At 45.5% G+C, this 21,739-nt stretch carries 14 protein-coding genes; 11 read left to right on the plus strand and 3 right to left on the minus strand.

The annotated features are described in order from the left end of the window. Positions 1–64 precede the first annotated feature (64 nt). The gene (locus AX677_RS01740; RefSeq protein ID WP_060975951.1) at positions 65–1,819 is read left to right on the plus strand and encodes an ABC transporter ATP-binding protein; all 1,755 of its coding nucleotides are present in this window, start codon (positions 65–67) and stop codon (positions 1,817–1,819) included. Beyond that, positions 1,797–3,533 carry an ABC transporter ATP-binding protein gene (locus AX677_RS01745; protein ID WP_060975952.1) on the plus strand — a complete coding sequence of 579 codons (1,737 nt, stop codon included), beginning with the start codon at positions 1,797–1,799 and terminating at the stop codon, positions 3,531–3,533. The genes AX677_RS01740 and AX677_RS01745 overlap by 23 nt, the downstream gene beginning before the upstream one ends. A gap of 74 nt (positions 3,534–3,607) precedes the next feature. Here AX677_RS01745 and AX677_RS01750 read toward each other — a convergent pair whose 3' ends face one another. Beyond that, a complete protein-coding gene (locus AX677_RS01750; RefSeq protein ID WP_060975953.1) occupies positions 3,608–5,134 on the minus strand; it encodes an ATP-binding cassette domain-containing protein in 1,527 nt (508 codons plus the stop codon). 617 nt (positions 5,135–5,751) lie between these two features. Between AX677_RS01750 and AX677_RS01755 the strand changes: the two genes are divergently transcribed. From AX677_RS01755 to AX677_RS01780, 6 genes are all read left to right on the plus strand, one after another. Beyond that, positions 5,752–5,943, plus strand: a complete 192-nt coding sequence (locus AX677_RS01755; protein WP_060975954.1) for a hypothetical protein — start codon at positions 5,752–5,754, stop codon at positions 5,941–5,943. Positions 5,944–6,056: 113 nt separating this feature from the next. Next, complete coding sequence (locus tag AX677_RS01760) at positions 6,057–7,847, plus strand: serine hydrolase (protein WP_060975955.1); 1,791 nt, start codon at positions 6,057–6,059, stop codon at positions 7,845–7,847. A gap of 64 nt (positions 7,848–7,911) precedes the next feature. After that, complete coding sequence (locus AX677_RS01765; protein WP_060975956.1) at positions 7,912–9,693, plus strand: serine hydrolase; 1,782 nt, start codon at positions 7,912–7,914, stop codon at positions 9,691–9,693. 205 nt (positions 9,694–9,898) lie between these two features. Beyond that, positions 9,899–10,711 (plus strand): CPBP family intramembrane glutamic endopeptidase, encoded by an 813-nt coding sequence (locus AX677_RS01770; protein ID WP_060975957.1) that lies wholly within the window; start codon positions 9,899–9,901, stop codon positions 10,709–10,711. A 103-nt stretch (positions 10,712–10,814) separates the two neighbouring features. After that, entirely contained in the window at positions 10,815–12,596 is a 1,782-nt protein-coding gene (locus AX677_RS01775; RefSeq protein WP_060975958.1) for a serine hydrolase domain-containing protein, read from the plus strand. Positions 12,597–12,660: 64 nt separating this feature from the next. Then, entirely contained in the window at positions 12,661–14,439 is a 1,779-nt protein-coding gene (locus tag AX677_RS01780) for a serine hydrolase (protein ID WP_060975959.1), read from the plus strand. 58 nt (positions 14,440–14,497) lie between these two features. Here AX677_RS01780 and AX677_RS01785 read toward each other — a convergent pair whose 3' ends face one another. Then, complete coding sequence (locus tag AX677_RS01785; protein ID WP_060975960.1) at positions 14,498–15,238, minus strand: amino acid ABC transporter ATP-binding protein; 741 nt, start codon at positions 15,236–15,238, stop codon at positions 14,498–14,500. After that, on the minus strand, positions 15,238–17,406 hold the full coding sequence (locus AX677_RS01790) for an ABC transporter substrate-binding protein/permease (protein WP_060975961.1): 2,169 nt from the start codon (positions 17,404–17,406) through the stop codon (positions 15,238–15,240). The genes AX677_RS01785 and AX677_RS01790 overlap by 1 nt, the downstream gene beginning before the upstream one ends. Positions 17,407–17,601: 195 nt before the next feature. Between AX677_RS01790 and AX677_RS01795 the strand changes: the two genes are divergently transcribed. The 3 genes from AX677_RS01795 (at position 17,602) to uvrB (ending at position 21,711) form a co-directional block, all read left to right on the plus strand. Next, positions 17,602–18,537: a CPBP family intramembrane glutamic endopeptidase gene (locus AX677_RS01795; protein ID WP_060975962.1), complete on the plus strand. Its 936-nt coding sequence runs from the start codon at positions 17,602–17,604 to the stop codon at positions 18,535–18,537. 76 nt (positions 18,538–18,613) lie between these two features. Further along, the gene (locus AX677_RS01800) at positions 18,614–19,561 is read left to right on the plus strand and encodes a CPBP family intramembrane glutamic endopeptidase (protein ID WP_060976047.1); all 948 of its coding nucleotides are present in this window, start codon (positions 18,614–18,616) and stop codon (positions 19,559–19,561) included. Between the two features lie 161 nt (positions 19,562–19,722). Next, positions 19,723–21,711, plus strand: coding sequence for an excinuclease ABC subunit UvrB (gene uvrB, locus AX677_RS01805; RefSeq protein ID WP_060975963.1), 1,989 nt, complete (start codon positions 19,723–19,725; stop codon positions 21,709–21,711). The last annotated feature ends 28 nt before the right edge of the window (positions 21,712–21,739 follow it).

The raw sequence follows: 21,739 nt of genomic DNA on the forward strand, positions 1-21,739 counted from the left end.
GAATATTTTTTACCCTTTGAAAATTATGGTAAAATAAATACAGTTTAATGGAGAAGTAGGCGGTATGAAAGATTTATTGAAATATTTCAAGGGATACATCAGGGAGTCTTTGTTAGGGCCCTTGTTCAAGCTCTTGGAAGCCAGTTTTGAACTCTTGGTTCCGGTTTTGATTGCGGGGATTGTGGACGAGACCATTCCTAGACACGACAGCTCCCATCTCTACTGGATGGTTTTTCTTTTGATGGGCTTGGCTGCGCTGGGCGTGGTGGTAGCAGTGGTAGCCCAGTATTATTCGTCAAAGGCTGCAGTGGGCTTTACTCGCCAGATGACAAGCGACCTCTATCAAAAAATCCTGCGTTTGCCTAAGGCTAGTCGGGATGAGCTGACGACTTCTAGCTTGGTGACTCGACTGACGAGTGACAGCTATCAGATTCAGACGGGCATCAATCAGTTTCTTCGTCTCTTTCTGCGGGCGCCCATTATCGTTTTTGGCTCAATCATCATGGCCTTTACTATCAGTCCGGTCATTACCTTGTGGTTCTTGCTCATGGTGGCAATTTTAACGGCTATTATCGTCCTCATGTCTCGTCTGATGAATCCTCTATATGCTAAGATTCGTCAACTGACAGACCAACTAGTCAATTTGACTCGTGAGCAACTGCAGGGCATGCGGGTTATACGAGCTTTCGGTCAGACCCAGCGCGAGGTTCAGACCTTTCGCAATCGCAATGAGCTCTATAAAACCTGGCAAATCAGGACGGGAGCTCTGGCTAGTCTGATTAGTCCTCTGACCTTTCTTACGGTCAATGGTACTCTGATTGCTGTGATTTGGCAGGGGAATACCTTTATTGGCAAGGGCTTACTGACTCAGGGGATGCTAGTGGCTTTGGTCAATTATTTATTGCAAATTTTGGTGGAATTGCTCAAGCTGGCGATGTTAGTCAACTCACTCAATCAAAGCTATATCAGTGCAGGCCGCATCAATCAAGTCTTCGAGCAAGCAGAAGAAGATGTCCTGCAGGAATTAGTGCAGGAAACAGCTCTGCCAAATCAAGCCATTAAAGTCCAGCAGGTTAGTTTTTCTTATCCAAATGCAGCTAGTCCAGCCTTGACTGGTCTGACTTTTGATTTGAAAAGAGGTCAGACTTTGGGGGTTATTGGTGGGACAGGTTCAGGTAAGTCTACTCTGGTTCAGCTCCTGGCTCACCTTTATCCTGTGGCTGCTGGTCAGTTGACCATCTTTTCTCAAGGACGCAGTCCTAAAAATCTCAGAGAATGGCGGTCTTGGATTAGTCTGGTGCCTCAGAAGGCGGAGCTTTTCCAAGGAACTGTTCGTTCCAATCTGACTTTGGGTATGTCAAGCAAGCCAACAGATGCAGACTTGTGGCAGGCCTTAGAGATTGCTCAGGCAGCGGACTTTGTCTCTCAGAAGGAAGGTGGCTTGGATGCGACTGTAGAGGCCTTTGGTCGGAATTTTTCTGGTGGTCAGCGTCAGCGTTTAACCATTGCCAGAGCTGTCTTGCGGAGGGGGCCTTTCTTGATTTTAGATGATGCGACCTCAGCTCTGGACTATCTGACAGAGGCTAGACTCTTGCAGGCTATTAAGAATGAATTGACTCAGACCAGCCTGGTCTTGATCTCTCAGCGGACCAATAGCTTGCGCTCAGCAGATCAAATCTTAGTCCTAGATAAGGGAGAGCAGGTGGCCCTTGGTCGCCATGAGGAACTCTTAGTCAGCTCTGCCATTTACCGAGAAATCCATCACTCACAGCATAGTCAAGGAGAGGAGGGCAAGCATGAAGCACAGGACATCATCTAGCAGCTTGAGGCGTTTGACTCGAGATTTGCTGCAGGCGCGCTGGCTCTTTCTCCTAGCTAGTCTGGGAACGGTGGCTCAAGTGGTTCTGACTGTTCTTCTTCCAGTTTTAATTGGAAATGCGATTGATAGCGTTCTTCTTCCTCAAGCGGACCAACATTTGATGCCGATTTTGGGCCAGATGTTGTTGGTTATCTTAGCCAATACGCTGATTCAGTGGCTCAATCCCTTGCTCTATAATCAGCTGGTTTATCGCTATAGCCAGCAGCTCCGACAGGGTATTATCAAGAAAGTTCATTATTTGCCTTTGGCTTATCTGGACCGGCAGGGAACTGGCGACTTGGTTAGTCGGGTGACGACGGACTTGGAGCAGCTTAGCAATGGCCTGCTTATGGTTTTTAATCAATTTTTTGTGGGTTTTCTGACAATTTTAGTGACTATCATTAGCATGGCCAGATTGGACCTTTTCCTCCTGCTTTTGGTTCTGCTTTTGACTCCCCTTTCTCTCTTCTTAGCTCGCTTTATTGCCAGAAAGAGTTTTAGTTTTTTCCAACGTCAGACACAGGCGAGAGGAGCGCAGACCCAGCTGATTGAGGAAAGTCTGACCCAGGAAAGTTTGATTCAGGCTTTTAATGCTCAGGAGCAGTTTGATACAGCTTTTACTCGCAGTAATCAAACCTATGCGGACTATTCTCAGGCGGCTATCTTCTATTCTTCGACGGTCAATCCTTCGACTCGCTTTATCAATGCACTGATCTATGCTTTGATTGTAGGCTTTGGGGCTGTCCGAATCATTCAGGGAACGGGCTTTACGGTTGGGCAGCTGGTAACTTTTCTCAACTATGTCAACCAGTACACCAAGCCTTTCAATGATATATCGTCAGTCATGTCGGAATTGCAGAGCGCTTTAGCTTGTGCGGAGCGAATTTACAGCGTTTTGGACCAAGAAGAAATAACTGAGCCCGGTCAGGAAATTCTTCATCCTGAAAATGTCAAAGGACAGATTAGCTTTGAGCATGTGGCTTTTGGCTATGAGCCTGGCAAAGAGCTGATTCGAGATTTGAATATAAAGATTCCAGCAGCTAGTAAGGTTGCTATTGTCGGGCCAACTGGTGCGGGCAAGTCTACCTTGATCAATCTCCTCATGCGCTTTTACAATGTAGACAGTGGTCTTATTTCTTTAGATGGTATTCCCATCACGCATTACACCAGAGCCTCTTATCGTCAGCAGTTTGGTATGGTACTGCAAGAGACTTGGCTCAAGACGGCGACCATTCATGATAACATAGCTTTTGGCCGGCCAGACGCTAGTCGAGAAGAGGTTATTGCAGCTGCCAAGGCGGCCAATGCGCATTTCTTTATCCAGCAGCTGCCTCAGGGCTATGACACCTATCTAGCGGATGCTGGGGACTCCCTGTCTCAAGGTCAGCGGCAGCTCTTGACCATTGCCCGCGTCTTCCTTTCGGTTCCTAAAATCCTAATCTTGGATGAGGCGACTTCCTCCATTGATACCCGGACAGAAGTCCTGATTCAGGAGGCTTTCAGCAAGCTCATGGTGGGGCGAACTAGCTTTATCATCGCCCATCGTCTATCTACTATTCAAAATGCTGACATTATCCTCGTCATGGTAGATGGTGATATCGTCGAGCACGGTAATCATCAGGAGCTCATGGCAGCCAGAGGTGTTTATTACCAAATGCAGACGGCGCAGGAGTAGAAGGGGAGCCTTATTAAAGTTCACAGATTGATGCTAAACAAAACTAAAAGAGTTGGGTTTCCAACTCTTTTTGCTTATAGTTCAACTTCCTCAAACCCTGTCTCCGTCAGTTTATAAATCTTTTGGCAGACTTCTTTGAGAAAGATTCGGTCGTGGGAGACAGCTATGATGGCGCCAGGATAGATCGCCAAAAGCTGGCGAACCTGGGGCTGAGAGGTGGGAGAGAAGTTGCGGGTTGGCTCGTCCAGCAGGAGGATATTGGAGCGGTCTAGGACTAGTTTGAGCAGGAGGAGCTTGGCTTTTTGACCGCCGGAAAGCTGCCCAATCGGGTGGCGAGCCTCGTCGCGCGTGAACTGAAGACTAGCTAGATGTGTCAGGATTTTCTCTTCCTGAGACTTGTCGCCAGAGGGAGCCAGAAAATCCAAAGGGCTGCTCTCATCAGCCAGCAAGTCACCATAATGCTGGGGCATGTAGCCTACTCGCATGTCTGTCCGCTCACGCAGGATCTTCCATATTTCCTTAAGCAGAGTCGATTTTCCTGCACCATTAGCACCAATCAGTCCGATTTTTTCCTGACCGAAGACCTCCAGAGTCAGGTTCTCCGCCAATTGTCGTTCGTCAGTTCCCAGTTTCATTCCTTCTAATTTCAGGATTCTTTTGGTCAATGGCAGAGCTTCTATGTCTGAGAAGTGAAGGCTGATGGCATCTTCCTGTGTCGGAATTTCTGTCATTTCAGCACCTGCCTTTTCGAATCGTTTGCCCTGTGAGAGGACGTTTTTCATTTTCTTAGCCACCAGTCGACCTGCAGTAGCGTCATGGGTGTTTCGTAAAGTATGCTCCACACTCTGCTTAACCCGTCGGTGTTTTTCCATGGTCTTGGCGTGTTCTTCTCGCTCTTTCCGTGCCAATTGACCTTGTTTTTCAAAGGTCTCCTGACGTTTGTGGCGGTAATTTTCATAGTCCAGACTCTTGACGCTGGTTCTAGCCTCCTGCTTCTTTTTGATTCGCTCCAGATGAACAATCTTGGTCGCAGCTTGAGCGAGCAAGTGCTCGTCGTGAGAGACGAAAAGGACCGTTCTCTGGCTGTGGCTGATAAAGTTTTCCAGCCAAGTCAGAGTTTCGAGATCGAGGTCATTAGAGGGCTCATCAAGAAAGAGAATGTCCCAATCACTGGCTAGTTTCTTGATGAGTTGGACCTTGAGCTTTTCTCCTCCAGATAGGCTGGCGAGTGGTTGCTGACTGGCAAAACGCTGGCTGTCAAAGTTGAGCTCTCCAGCATAGCGATAGAGCTTGGCATAGTCCAGCTCGGTCTCAAAATCAGCAAAGAAATAGTCATTGAGCGTCAGTTGGGCATCCTCTGAAGGTAACTGCTGGGGCAGATAAACAGCAGCAGTATAGGACTTGTCAATCTGTCCGCTGTAGCTGACATAGGAACTGACCAGTCGCTCGTCTAGCAGGAGCTTGAGCAGGGTGGACTTGCCATTGCCCTCCTCACCGATAATAGCGACCTTGTCTCCTTGATTGACAGTCAGTGACAAATCTTTGACTAACTCTTTCAGGTCTTTTAGGTGGGTAATGGTTAGATTTCTTATTTGAAGCATAGATGTCTCCTTCGTTTTATAACACAAAATACAGCCCTGCTTTATTTAGCAGAGCTGTTTTTAGTTGCACAAAGCAGACACAGGAGTGTCTAAGTAGGATTATTCGTTTATAGGCTTCCAGCTTACACTGTCATAGGAGCGACAGGATTCATCTAAAGATAAGCAAATAGAAGCTAGAAAGCACAAAAAATGAACATCCCGCGGATATGCAGAAACATTACAAAATCTACTAAATAAAGTTTCCTTTAAAAAATAGACTTAATTTTTCATGTCTCCGTGTACCTCCGAAATAGTTCTGCTTTAAGTCTAACAGAAGAAAGTAAATTCGTCAAGCGCTTTCAAATAAATAAAAATTTTTAAAAGATTTTTGGAGCAAATTTTTATAAACTCTCTAAGAATATTGATTTCAAGGCTTTTAAGCTGATTTTGATATATAATTTTTTAATTATATAAAAATTTGACATATACCAGAAAATTATATATAATCGTCTTGTATATAAAAATTATATATATAAAATGATTATACAAATAGGCCTAAAATTTGTAAAAGATAAGAAGAGCTGGAATGTGATAGATTCCGGTCGTCATTTTAAATTGTATCTAAGGAGTAAGAAACCATGCCAAAAACGTTATTTCTCTGGCTTTTGACAATCCTAAGCTTAGGACTAGTAAAAACGCCTCAAGCTAAGACGATGGAGCAATCTTTGAAGTCTAACACGGCGGCCATTGAGATTAGCCAAAAAATTCAGGACTATGTCAAGAAAGATGAAGTGACAAGGGTGGCTGTAGAAGCAGTGACTTTTGATTAGATGATGCAAATCATTGCTTAAGAAAGGAGAAAGATATGCTAAGAATTTTTATCCGAATGGTATACAGAAGTATCGCCTATGCGATTGTTGAAGCTAAATAGAAAGGAAATATCATGAAAAAATCATTTATTCTAACGCTTCTAACGATTATAACTCTAGGACTCTTCCGACCAATTACAGCCTTGGCTGAGGAGCAGAAGTTGCCGTCTGGTACGGAGCGCAGCCAAATTGGTCAGAAAATCCAAGACTTTGTCAAGGAACATGAAAAAACAACAGCTGGTTTGGCGACGACGGTCTTTGATAAGGATGGCACCATCTACAAAGGAAACTTTGGCTATATGAACAAGGAAAAGAAAGTCAAAACGGATGATAGCAGTGTTTTAGAATGGGGATCGGTTACCAAGCTGACGGTTTGGGTCTCCGTCATGCAGCTCTGGGAAGAGGGAAAGATTGACCTAGAGGAAGACATCCGCACCTATCTGCCAGAGGGATTTTTAAAAAACCTTCGCTATGACAAGCCAATCACTATGATTGATCTCATGAACCATCAGGCGGGATTTAGCGAGTCAATTCAGGGCCTTAAGGAAGAGACAGGATTGACAATTGAGGAAAGCTTAGCCAATAATCAGCCAACCCAGTCCTACGAACCCGGCACCATGACCAGCTACTCAAACTTCTCTGCCGGTTTGGCGAGCTATATCGTCGAGCGAATCTCCGGACAGGACTTCTCTACCTATGTCCATGAGCATATCTTCCAGCCATTAGAGATGAATGATACAGCTATGTCTTCAGATTTGAAGGATAATCTCAAGATTTATAAGAAGCGAATGGAGGCCTTGTCCTATAGTGCAGATGGTCAGACTTCGCAGGGGACTGCCTATTTATACTCAGCGCTCTATCCAATGGGAAATGCTGCCTCTACCATGGCTGACTTTCAGAAGTTTGCCCAAGCGCTTTTGAAGAAAGAGAAGCTCTTCCAGCGAGCTGAGACTTGGGCGACCCTATACACAGTGACCTCGACCTATCCAGGGACAGAGCTGCCGCTCAATATGCACGGTTTCTGGGCTACAGAGTTTGGCATGACTGTTGTCGGCCATAGCGGTAATACCTTGGGGTATTCCTCTTTCATCCTGCTAGACTTGAAAAATGGCATCGGTATGACTATCATGACGAATCAAGAACACGAATTTGTCTACAACCATGAGATGCCGGCTTTGGTCTTTGGACCTAAGAAAAAGACGGACTCAGCCACCTTTGACAAATTCCAGTCTGGAAATTACCGATCTGCTCGCTACTTTGCCAGTGGTCCTATGTCTATCTCTAGAAGCTTATTCCTTTATACTCGTTTTGTCAAGAAATCCGAGGACAATCCACTTTTGAGTCAGGATTTTTCAGTAGTCAGTGGCAGCGGAGATAAGGCCAAGGTGACAACTCCTTATGGAACTTATTTCAGAGTCAAGGATAGCGAAATTTTGGCAGACTGGGCCATGCTTATTGCAGCGGTAGTCGGAATTGTTTTCGGTATCATTCTCTTTTTGGTACGGGGTGGTTTAGATCTTTTCCGATTGGTATTCAAAAAAGGCCAGCCTAAAACACCTAAGAAACTTCGGATTTGGACTTATCTGACCTCTTTAGCAGCAGTAGGAGTGGTTTTAAATTTCTATGGCCTTGTTGCAGCTTTTCTAGCAAGTAATCGTAGTTACCCTTATAGCATATGGCCTTATATAGTCTTTGCAGTTCTAGGTTTAATCTTAGCAGGATGTGCCATCTATCCGCTCTTTAGCAAGGCTAAAAAGGGACTTGGCAAAGGTCGGCTCTTATTGACAATCATGACGAGTCTATCTGCTCTCGCTATTGTAGCTAACATTCTTTATTGGTCCCTCTATCAGTGGTGGGCGATGTGATAAGTTGCCTGTCTTACTTCGGGAAGGTGGGCTTTGTCTGCATAATTCTGCAAAGGAGAATCGCATGAAAAAAATATTTATTTTTACACTGCTAACTATTTTAACATTGGGGCTTTTTCGCCCAGCCACTGCGCTAGCTGAAGAACAGAAGCTGCCGTCTGGTACGGACCGTGACAAAATCGGTCAAAAAATCCAAGACTTTGTCAAGGAACATGAAAAGACAACAGCCGGTATGGCAACAACCATTTTTGACAAGGACGGGACTATTTACCAAGGCAGTTTTGGATATATGAACAAGGAAAAAGGCATTAAAGCCGACGACAACAGCGTCTTTGAATGGGGCTCAGTCGGGAAACTAGCTATCTGGGTCTCTGTCATGCAGCTCTGGGAAGAGGGTAAGATTGACCTTGACGAAGACATTCGCACCTATCTGCCAGAGGGATTTATGAAGACTTTGCGCTACGAAAAGCCCGTCACTATGACAGACCTCATGAACCATCAGGCCGGCTTTGGCGAGTCTACCCACGCCTATAAGGAAGATAAGGGCTTGTCTATCGAGGAGATTCTGGCAGTTAATCAGCCAGAACAGTCTTACGAGCCAGGCACCATGACAGCCTACTCGAACTTTTCAGCTAGTCTGGCAGCCTATATCGTTGAGAGAATCTCCGGTCAGGACTTCTCGGCCTATGTCCATGAGCATATCTTCCAACCACTAGGAATGAAAGACACAGCTCTATCAGCCGACTTTAAGGAAAACCCAAAGATTTACCAGAAGCGGATGGAGCAAATCTCTTATCGGGCGGACGGGACATCTATGGGAACTAGCTATTTTCATTTAGGACTTTACCCGGCAGGGAATGCCGTCTCCACTTTGGCTGACTTCCAGAAGTTTGCCCAAGCGCTTTTGAAGAAAGAAAAGCTTTTCAAGCATGCTGAGACTTGGACAACTCTCTACACAGCAACATCGAATTATCCAGGAACGGATATGCCGCTCAATATGCACGGATTTTGGACACGGGAGTACGGCACGACGCTTGTTGGCCATGGAGGAAACTCGACTGGCTATTCATCTTATATTCTGCTGGACTTGAAAAATGGTATAGGTATGACCATTATGACGAATCAAGATCATGAGTTGGTTTATAACTATGAAATGCCAGCCTTGGTTTTTGGACCTAAGAAAAAGACGGACTCAGCCACCTTTGACAAATTCCAGTCTGGCAATTACCGATCTGCTCGCTCCTTTGCCAGTGGTCCTATGTCTATCTCCAGAACCTTGCTTTACACTCAGTTTGTCGAGAAATCTAAGGACAATCCGCTTTTGACCCAGAATTTTTCTATAGTCAGCGGTAGTGGAGACGAGACTAAGGTAACAGCTTCCTATGGCGATAACTTCAGAGTCAAGGATAGCGAGTTCTTTACAGACTGGGCTCTGCTTATTTCAGCGGCAGTCGGACTTGTTTTCAGTATCATTCTCTTTTTGGCACGGGGCGGACTGGATCTCTTCCGCTTGGTCTTCAAAAAAGGTCAATCTAAAACACCAAAACCTCTTCGTATCTGGACTTACCTAACTTCTTTAGCTGGAGTAGGTGTGGCTATAAACTTCCTCCTCCTCTTTAACACATTTGCTACCAGCGATCTGACCTTTTTAGCTAGCTGGCGCTACATTGTCTTTGCAGGTCTGGGATTGATTCTAGCTGGCTGTGCAGTCTTCCCGCTTCTGACCAAGGCAAGAAAAGGGCTGAGTAAGAGCCGCCTTTTCCTGACTGTCTTGACTAGTCTATCTGCGCTGGCAATCGTGGTTAATATCCTCTACTGGTCCCTCTATCAGTGGTGGGCATTGTGATTATTTTCTTGTTTTTTCTTGGGGAATGGGCTAGCTCATGAGGGAAACCGTTTGATTAATTCTTTTCACAATTCTAAGGTTAGTGATTTTTCAACAGGAGCTGAAGTGCAAATGCTGTCTTCTGTACAGGGCACAGCTAAATGAAGCAAAAAATCAATGACCTTATCAGAGTACAAAAATCAAACCATTTAAAGGAGAAAATCCGATGACCAATGAAACAAGAATAGAACCACAACCAAAACTAGTCTGGCCGTTCCTAGCCTGGAACTTCGGCTGGACTTGGGGATTTATGTTGCTAGCGATCATTCTCAAAAATCTCTGGCCGGAAAATCCACCCGTACTTTATCTGACTCTGGAAGGCCTCCTAACGAGTCTCAGTATGTTCGGACCGGTGATAGCAAGCCTAATAGTGCTGAAAATAAAAGGCTTCAAAGCCATCTGTTCCTTTATCTTCTCAAGCAAGAAAGGGACTTGGCTCTATCTCCTACTCTTCAGTGGAGGTCTGGCTGTGACTTTTGCATTAGCTTCCGGAGGCAAGTTGGTAGACGGGGCTCTGCTTTCATTTATTGGATCCTTTATCTACCTTATGACCTTGGCTGGTGGCATGGAAGAGCCTGGCTGGCGAGGCTTTCTGCAGCCGGATTTGGAAAAGAAGTTCTCTATGCTTATCGCCTCCTCGATAACCGGTTTGGCTTGGGCTGTTTGGCATATTCCTCTCTGGTTTTATGACCGCTTTTATGATCGAAGTCAGAATCCCTTTCTAGTCTTTATCATTGTAACTATAGTCCAGTCCATCTGGTTTGCTGCGCTGCATAAGAAGACGAAATCCGTCCTTGCCTGTATGATTTTCCATGCCCTGCTAGACATTCTGATAGAAACCTTTGTCGGCATCAACCTAGCTGATAAGTTTGATTTCTCTCAGGTCAACTCCCTCTTTTACCTTGGCGGCATGGGCATTCTGACCCTTTACAGTATTTATCTCTGGTATCGGGCGGATAAGGAAGAGAAAAACGCATGATTAAAAAAACAAGAATAGCCTGATTCTAAAATTAAAAGGAGATTGTACAAATTATCTGAACTTAGCTCATGTGAATCTTTGAGTTGAACAGAAAGGAAATGCTATGAAAAAATCATTTATTCTAACACTTTTAACGATTATAACTCTAGGACTCTTCAGGCCGGTTACAGCCTTGGCTGAGGAGCAGAAGTTGCCGTCTGGTACGGACCGCGACAAAATCGGTCAGAAAATCCAAGACTTTGTCAAGGAACATGAAAAGACAACGGCCGGTATGGCAACAGCAGTCTTTGATAAAAACGGAACCATCTACAAGGGAAATTTTGGCTATGTGGATAAGGAAAACAAAGTCAAAGTTGACGATGACAGTGTTTTTGAATGGGCTTCAATCACTAAACTGACGGTCTGGGTATCGGTCATGCAGCTCTGGGAAGAGGGCAAAATCGACCTGGAAGCAGACATCAAAACTTATCTGCCAGAAGGCTTTCTCCGCAATCTTCGCTTTGACAAGCCTATTACCATGCTGGATCTGATGAACCATCAGGCTGGCTTTGATGAAATGCCACTCTACAAAAAGGGAGACAAGAGCGACTTGGAAGAGCAGTTCCGTGATTACCAGCCTATTCAGTCCTTTGAGCCGGGTACGACGACATCATACTCTAACTTCAGCACGGCTTTGGTATCTTATATCGTGGAGCGGATATCTGGGCAGAAGTATGCAGACTATGTCCATGAGCATGTTTTTGAGCCGCTGGAGATGGATCGGACTGCTATCTTGCCTGACTTATCGGACAACGCTTATGTACAGGAAAAGCGCAAGGAGGATAAGGGCTATGATGACCAAGGTAAGCTCTTGGGAGATACACCATTTAAGCTCTGGATGTACCCAGTCGGAGGGGCTGTGGGGACTCTAGGAGACCTGCAGAAATTCGCCCAGGCCTTGCTGGAACGTAAGACGCTCTTTCATCGTCCAGAAACTTGGACCGAGCTTTACTCAACAACCTCTACCCACCCTGGGACGGATATTGTTCGTAATGCTCATGGCTTTTGGGCCAGTCACTACGGTGTTACCTTGCTGGGACACAGTGGTAATGCTGATGGCTTTTCTAGCTATCTCTACTTGGATCTGAAAAATGGCATCGGCCAAGTCATCTTAACCAATCAACTGTATGAACAAGTTTACAATGTTCAAATGCCGGAGCTGATATTTGGCAAGATGCAGACTGTCAGCGAAGCTACTAAAAAGCAATTCAAGTCTGGCTCTTACCACTATCTGAGAAGCTATAATAGGGGGCCACTGTCCTTCATGCTCATGATTCCCGGGGCCATCCAAAAGATCAACAAAGTCTCAGATCAGCCGGATCTGCTGAGCACTTTCTGGACCATAGACAGAAGTCAAGGTGCTGACCGCCTCGAATTTGGTGTCCTTAATGCAGAAAGGATTTCCGATTCAGTTCTCTTTAGGCATTATCTAGTCGTATTTCTCGGAGCTCTTGCGCTCGTGTTTGCTCTGGGAAATGTCTTGATTAGTTTTCTGATTGGCGGTTTCCGTCTCATCCTGCGTAAAGCAAAAAGTTCGGTACCTCGCTCTTGGAAGGTTTGGAATTGCCTGACCTCTCTAGGAATGATCCTTTTTGCAGGCAATCTCATTCTGCTTTTACTGGCTGCCATGAATCAGGATTACTCAATTGTTCAATCTTGGCGTTACATACTCTTTGCCGGTCTGGGACTGTTCTTAGCAGGCTGTGCGGTTTATCCTCTCTTTAGCAAGACTCGAAAGGATCTCGGAAAAGGTCGCCTCTTTCTGACAGTTCTGACTAGTCTATCTGCGTTGGCTATTGTCGCGAATATTCTCTACTGGTCACTTTATCAGTTTTGGGTGATGTGATAAGTTGCCTGTCTTCCTTTGGGAAGGCGGGCTTTGGCCGCATAATTCTGCAAAGGAGTCTCTCATGAAAAAAACATTTATTTTCACACTTCTAACTATTTTGACATTGGGGCTTTTTCGCCCAGTCACTGCGCTAGCTGAAGAGCAGAAGTTGCCGTCTGGTACGGAACGAGACAAAATTGGTCAGAAGATCCAAGACTATGTCAAAGAGCACGAAAAGACAACAGCCGGCATGGCAACAGCTGTCTTTGACAAAGACGGCACTATCTATCAAGGAAACTTTGGCTATATGGATAAGGAAAAGGGAATCAAAGCCGATGATGACAGCGTTTTTGAATGGGGTTCCGTGACTAAGCTGACCGTCTGGGTCTCTGTCATGCAGCTCTGGGAGCAAGGTAAGATTGACCTAGAAGAAGATATTCGCACCTATCTGCCAAAAGGCTTTCTTAGAAATCTCCGCTATGACAAGCCCATCACTATGCTAGATCTGATGAACCATCAGTCTGGATTTGATGAAGCCCCTCTCTATATGCAAGGGGGCAAGAGTTTAGAGGATTTGCTGCTCCAATATCAGCCGGCTCAGTCCTTTGAGCCGGGTACAACGACAGCTTATTCCAACTACAGTACGGGGTTAGCAGCCTATATTGTGGAACGAATTTCTGGGCAATCCTTTGTTGAGTATACACATGAGCATATCTTCCAGGCATTGGACATGGAGAGAACGGCCATAGCGCAAGACTTGTCTGACAATGCTTATGTTCAAGCCAAGCGCAAGGAAGTAAAAGGATATGCGACAGATGGCAGCCTGTTAGGCGATGCACTTTATGAAGTCGGCCTGTATCCAGTTGGTCGAGCAACAGGAACATTGAGTGATTTTCAAAAATTTGCTCAGGCCCTGCTAAGTCGTAAAAGTCTCTTTACTCGGTCGGAGACTTGGGACAAACTTTACACCGGCACTTCCTATTATCCTGATACAGACATCGTTCGTAATGCTCATGGCTTCTGGGCCAGTGAATTTGGCGTTACAGTGCTAGGGCACGGAGGGAATACAAATGGTTTTTCCAGCTATCTCCTGCTGGATCTGAAGGATGGTATTGGTCAGGTAATCATGACCAATCAAGGTGTGGAAGAAATTTATAATGATGGCATGCCAGAATTGATTTTCGGAAAACGTCCGACAGCCAGTGCAGAGACTCAGAAAAAGTTCGAACCAGGCTATTATCAAATTCTTCGGAATTTCAACCAAGGTCCGCTCTCTTTGTATCAGCTCTTTCCAGGTAATATGCTTCATATGAAGAAGCCGTCCTCGGAGCGAATGGATCATTTGTTTTGGACTATTTATAAAAGTGGAAATGGCAAAACACGAATCGCTACTCCGGTCAGTGATTTCGAGAAAGTCCCTGACTGGGAAATCTGGACTAAGTTTAGCTTAATTGCTTTGGCTGCTCTTAGTGTCGTTTACGCTTTGAGCAATCTACTTGTTCGGCTTGTGCTAGTCCTCTATCGACTGGTCTTTGGCAAGGCGAAAAGCAAGCAAAATCGAGCTTGGAAATGGTGGCACATCTTGACAGCTGCAGGAGTAGTGGCCGTGGCTTGCAATTTACTCTTGCTCCTACTTAGCTCAAGTGCTACGGATCTCAGTATCATTTCTCAGTGGCGTTACATAGTTTTTGCCGGTCTGGGCCTATTCTTAGCAGGCTGTGCGGTTTATCCGTTCTTTAGCAAGGCTCGAAAGAGTCTCGGAAAAGGTCGCCGCTTCCTGACAGTTCTGACTAGTCTATCCGCCCTCGCCATAGTAGCTAATATACTCTACTGGTCACTTTACCAGTGGTGGGTGATCTAGTTTAAAAATTTTTGAAACAAGAAAAGAGCCGGCTTATAAGCTGGCTCTTCGTTTGGTTTTATACATTCAACACCTTGTCCAAGAAGTCCTTGAGACGTGGATGCTTTGGATTGTCAAAGATTTGGTCAGGCTTGCCGTCTTCTAAGAATTCACCGTCAGCGGTAAAGATAACGCGGTTGGCTACCTGACGGGCAAAGCCCATCTCATGGGTCACAATCAGCATGGTCATACCTTGCTGGGCCAGATCCTTCATAACGTTGAGAACGTCGCCGACCATTTCAGGGTCAAGGGCAGAAGTAGGCTCATCAAAGAGCATGATGTCTGGGTTCATAGCCAGACCGCGAGCAATAGCTACCCGCTGCTTCTGACCGCCGGACAGACTGTCTGGACTGGCATCAGACTTGTCAGCTAGGCCGACCTTTTCCAAGAGCTCCATCCCCAGCTTATTTGCTTCGTCTTGGGTTAAACGTTTGTGCTCAACAGGAGCAAAGGTGATATTTTCCAGAACAGTCATGTGCGGGAAGAGGTTGAAGTGCTGGAAGACCATACCGATATTTTCTCGGACCAGATCCACATCAGTCTTCTTGTCCGTCAAATCAAAGCCGTCAACCGTGATAGTCCCGCTGGTCACTTCCTCTAGCAGGTTGAGACTGCGCAGGAAAGTTGACTTACCAGATCCAGAAGGACCGATGATACAGACCACATCGCCCTCGTAGAATTTAGCAGTAATCCCCTTTAGGACTTCGTTTTCCCCGTAGTATTTATGAAGATCGTTCACATCGATTTTTAATTTTGCCATTACTTAATCCTCTTTTCTAAGCGTTTTGCCAAGCGGGTCAAGAGCGTGATAATGATGAGATAGAGCACGGCTAGGATCGCATACATCCGGAAACTCTGATAGTTGCGAGCGATGATGTCCTTACCCGTTTTGAAGAGCTCGGCCAGTCCAATAGCTGAGACAATCGTTGTATCCTTGAGTGCGATGACAAACTGATTAACAAAGTTTGGCAGCATAATCTTGGTTGCCTGTGGCAGGATAATCTTCCGCATGGTCTTTGAGTAGGAAATCCCCAAGCTGCGGCTGGCTTCCATCTGTCCAACTGGTACGGCCTGGATACCTCCACGGACAATTTCTGCGATATAGGCGCCGGCATTGAGAGAGAGAGCAATGGTTCCTGCAACGAAAGCGTTGATTGGGCTTTGTTGACCAGTCATAGATTCGATTAGGTTAGGAATCCCCCAGAAGATAAAGGCCGCCACAATCATCAGTGGAATACCTCGAATGACATCGACAAAGATTTCTGCAATCCAGCGCAGCGGTTTATAAGGGCTGACGCTGAACATACCAAAGATAATCCCGATGACCATAGCAATCGCAAATGAAATCAGAGCCAAAGCAATCGTCACTCCCAGACCTTTAAGAAGTTCTTGGTAGTTGTTTTGCAGCAAGCCCCAAATAGTAGACTCATCTACAGTGGATTCTTTTTCCTCGCTAGCCAGATACTTGTCTAAAATCTCTTGGTACTTGCCGCTTTCTTTGAGGTTGGCCAGCCCATTGTTAAACATCTCAATCAGCTCAGGATTGCTGCCTTTTTTGACTGCGAAAGCGACTTGGCCGCTTGGTGTACCTTCAATAGGTGTTTTAAGTTTCTTGCCTTGTTTGATAGCGTATTTGACAACGGGTTCATCATCCATCACAGCTGCGACAGAGCCAGTATTAAGACTGTCATACATGGAAGCTGCATCTGAGAATGTTTTGATAGAGTAGCCGTACTTGCTCTTGTTTTCCTCAAGGAAAGTCTGAGAAGCGGTACCGGTTTTGACACCGACTGTCTTGCCCTTGAGTTCCTCGTAGGACTTGATATTGCTGCTGTCCTTGACTGCCAAGATAGAGTTGGCCGTATAGTAAGGATCCGAATAATCAAAAGTTTTCTTGCGGGCATCTGTGACAGACATACCGGCGATAATTCCGTCAGCCTGACCGGTCTGAACGCTATTAATAGCTGCATCAAAGCCAGGGTTGGTTACTTCCACAGTAAAGCCTTGGTCTTTGGCAATAGCCTTAATCAGCTCCATGTCAATCCCAGTGTATTGGTTGCTGTCATCTTGGAAGACAAAAGGAGCAAAAGATGAGTCGCTGGCAATGATGTATTTGTCTTTTGTCGGAGTAGCTTTTTGACCGGCAGGAGTAGAAGTCTCTGGAACAGCTGAGTCAGAGCTGCCTTTAGAAGCCGTCCATTTATTGATGATTTCATCCAGACTGCCGTCTTCCTTCATCTGCGCCAAAGCCTCGTTAAACTCTGTAACTAAGTGCTCGTGCTTGCTGCTTTTTTTGACACCAAAAGCAAAGCTTCCAACAGCCTCACCCTTCATAGAAATTTTCAGGTTTTGGCCTTGATTGATGGCGTACTCAATGACCGGCTGATCATCCATCACTGCATCGACATCACCAGCAGAAAGGCTATTATACATCAAGTCACCTGTGTCAAAGGTTTTGAGAGTGTAGCCGTACTTATCCTTGTTCTTCTCAAGGAAACGTTGGGCAGCTGTTCCAGTTTTGACACCGACTTTCTTCCCTTTCAGCTGTTCATATTTGCTGATGGTGTTTGCCTTGGTCGTCGCGATAACGACCTTGGTGTCATAGTAGGTATCAGACATGGTAAAGACTTTTTCGCGCTCGCTTGTCTTGGTCATACCAGCCATGATGGCATCCGCCTGGCCAGCTTGGACGGCATTGACAGCTGCATCGAAGCCTGGGAAGCTCATGTCAATGTCCCATCCTTTGATTTCTGCGACCTTGTTGATGATATCAACGTCAATCCCCTTGTAAGTCTGATCAGAATCTTTAAATTCAAATGGTGCGTAAGCAGTATCGGATACGATTTTGACCGTATCTGCTTGGGCTGTCACCCCTAACGCAAAAAATGGAAATAATGTTAGCAAGACTGCTAAGAATTTTTTCTTCATTTTCTTCCTCCTTTTTAGCATTCTAGCATTATAGCAAAAAATCACTGATTAGGCAAATTTCTCCTATTTTTATGTTAGGTTTTCTGACATATGAACTCTGGATTTTTCACAAAAATAGCCGCAACTTTTCTTTGTACTTAAAGCAAAGTCTGCTATACTGGAAATGAATGAAAGCAAGGTTAGAATGAGGTTCTTATGAAAAAATCACGTATCTTGGACGGAGTCAATCAAGCTCGCTTTGTTCCTCCTTATATTTTGTCTCTTTTACTGGCAGTTGTTTTCGTGCAAGGGGGTCAGCAGTTATCTTATTGGGCCTTGGAGCCGATTTCGGCTGTGCTTAGTCTTATGCTAGGTTTCTTGGGGCAAGGCAGATTCTTTGAAATCTTCTTCAATTTTGCCCTGCCTTTTCTTTTGTTTGGCTTTGTATTTATGGTACTGGCTCTCTTTCTCTGGGTACGTTGGGGTGAAGGACGACCGTTCGCGACTCTGGGCTTTGTCAAAAAAGGAAGTTTAGTAGAGCTAGTCAAAGGATTGGCAGTAGGTTTTCTCATCTTTAGTCTAGTTGCTCTGCTTATGCTGTTGAGCGGAGCTGGCTCTTTCGAATGGGGACAGCTGACGCTGGGGCCTTTTCTCTATATCTTGATTTTGTTTCCGCTCTGGATGATTCAGGGTGGAGCAGAAGAGCTAGTGACAAGGGCTTGGCTGCTGCCAGTTGCTGTCAAAAAGACCAATCTGCCCATCGGTTTGCTGACTTCAAGCCTGCTCTTTGCCCTCTTGCACCTAGGCAATCCAGATATTGGTATTCTCCCCATTGTTAACATTGCTTTATTTGGACTCTTTGCAAGTCTCTATCTGCTCCGGACGGACAATGTCTGGGGGATTATAGGGCTTCATGCAGCTTGGAACTTTAGCCAAGGTAATATCTACGGTTTCAGCGTTAGTGGTAGGGGTGTTGATGCAGCAGTACTGAACTTTATCCCTAAGTCAGAATGGAGCTGGCTGACTGGTGGAGTTTTTGGTGCTGAAGCTTCTATTTTCAGCTCGTTCATTCTCTTGTTAGCCGTGCTTTACTTGCTTTTCAAGATGAAAAAAGATGGCAGTTTGACAGGGTTAGTGGGAAAGACAGAATAACTATTCGAACGGCACTCTTTTGCTCATCCTAAAATAATATGCTATAATAAATAAAAATAAGGAAAGGAATATGCATATGTTTAAATCTCGTATGTTGGATGCTATCAAGCAATCGCGTTATATTCCGCCGATTTGGTTGGCTATCTTGATTGCTATTGGTTTTGTTTATGGAGGAGGAATTTTAAGTTTTGTCGGAATGTTACCAATTGGTATCATTGTCGGACTCTTGTTTGGCTTTGCAGATCCGACGATTAATCGGACAGAAGCAATGGCAGCCATTAGTCACTATACGGTCTTTTTTCAGCTAGCTGGTTTCTTCTTTATCGCCCTAGCAGTTTTCCTCTGGGTTCGATATCGTGAAAAGCGTCCTTTTTCTAGTTTGGGATTCTATAAACAAGACTGGTTCAAAAATCTCCTCAAAGGCTTCCTTATTGGAGCCGTTCAGTTTTCACTGGTTGTTGTCTTGCTCTTGGTAACGGGGACAGGCAGTCTGAAACTAGGTCAGCTTAACTTGCAGTCTTTGATTTTTGTCCTAGCTATCATTCCTTTCTGGATTCTTCAAGGTGGGACAGAAGAGCTAGTGACGCGTGGTTGGCTCTTTCCAGCAGTTAGTGCTAAGTCAAATATCTTCATTGGTATCTTGATTTCTAGTGCTCTATTCGGTGCACTGCACCTCTTTAACCCTGGTGTGTCCGTTCTTTCTATTGTCAATATCATACTAGACGGTATCTTTGCTTGTTTCCTTATGCTCAAGTATGACAATATGTGGGTACTGGCTGGTATGCACGGTGCTTGGAATTTTGTGCAAGGAAATATCTATGGCATTCAGGTCAGTGGCCAAGGAGCATCTACCTCTATCTTGAACTATAGCTCACAATCTTCTGTGGATTTGCTGTCTGGTGGAGCCTTTGGTGCTGAAGGATCTATTTTTGCTACTATCGTCCTGATTGGCTGCATTGCCTATCTTTACTGGTCATTAAAGAAAGAAAATCGCCTGCCTCAGGAGCTGATTTTTAAGAAATAACCATTTCGCCCAGTTGAGCTGGGCATTTTTTATGTCTTTTAAAGAGATGTGTGACAAGGGACAGACGATGGTAGAAGCGTGGCCATTCTACCTACACCCAAATCCAGAGAAAATAGGGCAAATATGGTAAAATGATAGAAGCACAATTTAAGGAATAAAAGATGATTGACAGAATAACAGATAATAAATTTGAATTGGTTTCCAAGTATGAGCCTTCAGGTGATCAGCCTCAAGCTATTGAGCAGCTGGTGGATAATATTGAGGGGGGCGAGAAGGCCCAGATTCTCATGGGGGCGACTGGTACTGGTAAGACCTATACCATGAGTCAGGTTATTGCTCAGGTCAACAAGCCGACACTGGTTATCGCCCATAATAAAACGCTGGCCGGCCAGCTTTATGGTGAGTTCAAGGAGTTCTTCCCCAATAACGCGGTGGAATACTTCGTTTCCTACTATGATTACTACCAGCCTGAAGCCTATGTGCCTTCCAGCGATACATATATTGAAAAGGATAGCTCGGTCAATGACGAGATTGACAAGCTCCGTCACTCAGCGACATCTGCTCTCTTGGAGCGCAATGACGTGATTGTCGTGGCTTCGGTCTCTTGTATCTATGGTCTGGGTTCGCCTAAGGAATACTCCGATAGTGTGGTTAGCCTGCGTCCTGGACTAGAGATTTCCCGTGACAAGTTGCTCAATGATCTGGTAGATATCCAGTTTGAGCGCAATGACATTGACTTTCAGCGGGGGAAATTCCGTGTTCGTGGTGATGTGGTGGAGATTTTCCCAGCTTCTCGGGATGAACATGCTTTCCGAGTGGAGTTTTTCGGAGACGAGATTGACCGGATTCGTGAGGTTGAAGCATTGACAGGTCGAGTATTGGGTGAGGTCGACCATTTAGCCATCTTCCCAGCTACTCACTTCGTGACCAATGAAGACCACATGGAAGTAGCCATTGCTAAGATTCATGCTGAGCTGGAGGAGCAGCTGGCTATCTTTGAGAAGGAAGGCAAGCTTCTGGAAGCTCAGCGCTTGAAACAGCGTACAGAGTATGATATCGAAATGCTGCGTGAAATGGGCTATACAAACGGCGTTGAGAACTATTCTCGCCACATGGATGGTCGGAGCGAAGGAGAGCCGCCTTATACCCTTCTGGACTTTTTCCCTGATGACTTCTTGATTATGATTGACGAGAGTCACATGACCATGGGACAGATTCGTGGTATGTACAATGGCGACCGCTCTCGGAAGGAGATGCTGGTTAATTATGGCTTCCGCTTGCCGTCTGCTTTGGACAACCGACCGCTGCGCCGAGAAGAATTTGAAAGCCATGTTCACCAGATTGTCTATGTATCGGCTACGCCGGGTGACTATGAAAATGAACAGACGGATACTGTTATTGAGCAGATTATCCGGCCGACAGGACTTCTGGATCCAGAGGTGGAAGTCCGCCCAACGATGGGGCAAATTGATGATCTTTTGGGCGAAATTACTGCGCGTGCGGAGAAGAATGAGAGGACCTTTATCACAACCCTGACCAAGAAGATGGCGGAAGACTTGACGGACTACTTCAAGGAAATGGGTGTCAAGGTCAAGTACATGCACTCGGACATCAAGACTTTGGAGCGGACTGAGATTATCCGTGATTTGCGCTTGGGTGTCTTTGACGTTTTGGTTGGGATTAACCTGCTGCGCGAGGGAATCGATGTTCCCGAGGTTAGTCTGGTTGCAATTCTTGATGCAGACAAAGAAGGTTTTCTCCGCAACGAACGCGGTCTTATCCAGACTATTGGCCGGGCAGCTCGCAACAGCGAAGGGCATGTTATCATGTATGCCGATACCATGACCCAGTCCATGCAGCGAGCTATTAATGAAACGGCCCGCCGTCGGGCAATCCAGATGGCATATAATGAAGAGCATGGCATTGTACCTCAGACCATCAAGAAAGAAATCCGTGACCTGATCAGCGTGACCAAGGCTGCCCGGCCAGACAAGGAAGAAACAGTCGAAATCGAAAGCCTAAGCAAGCAAGAGCGCAAGGACATGATCAAGAAGCTAGAAGGTCAGATGCAAGAAGCTGCCGGCCTTCTCGACTTCGAGCTGGCCGCACAGATTCGCGATATGATTCTGGAAATAAAGGCGATGGATTAAAAAATATAGTTAGAACCAAAGTTGCAGA

Origin of the sequence: Streptococcus sp. CCH8-C6, from assembly GCF_001557225.1 — a bacterium.
Classification (GTDB): domain Bacteria; phylum Bacillota; class Bacilli; order Lactobacillales; family Streptococcaceae; genus Streptococcus; species Streptococcus sanguinis_C.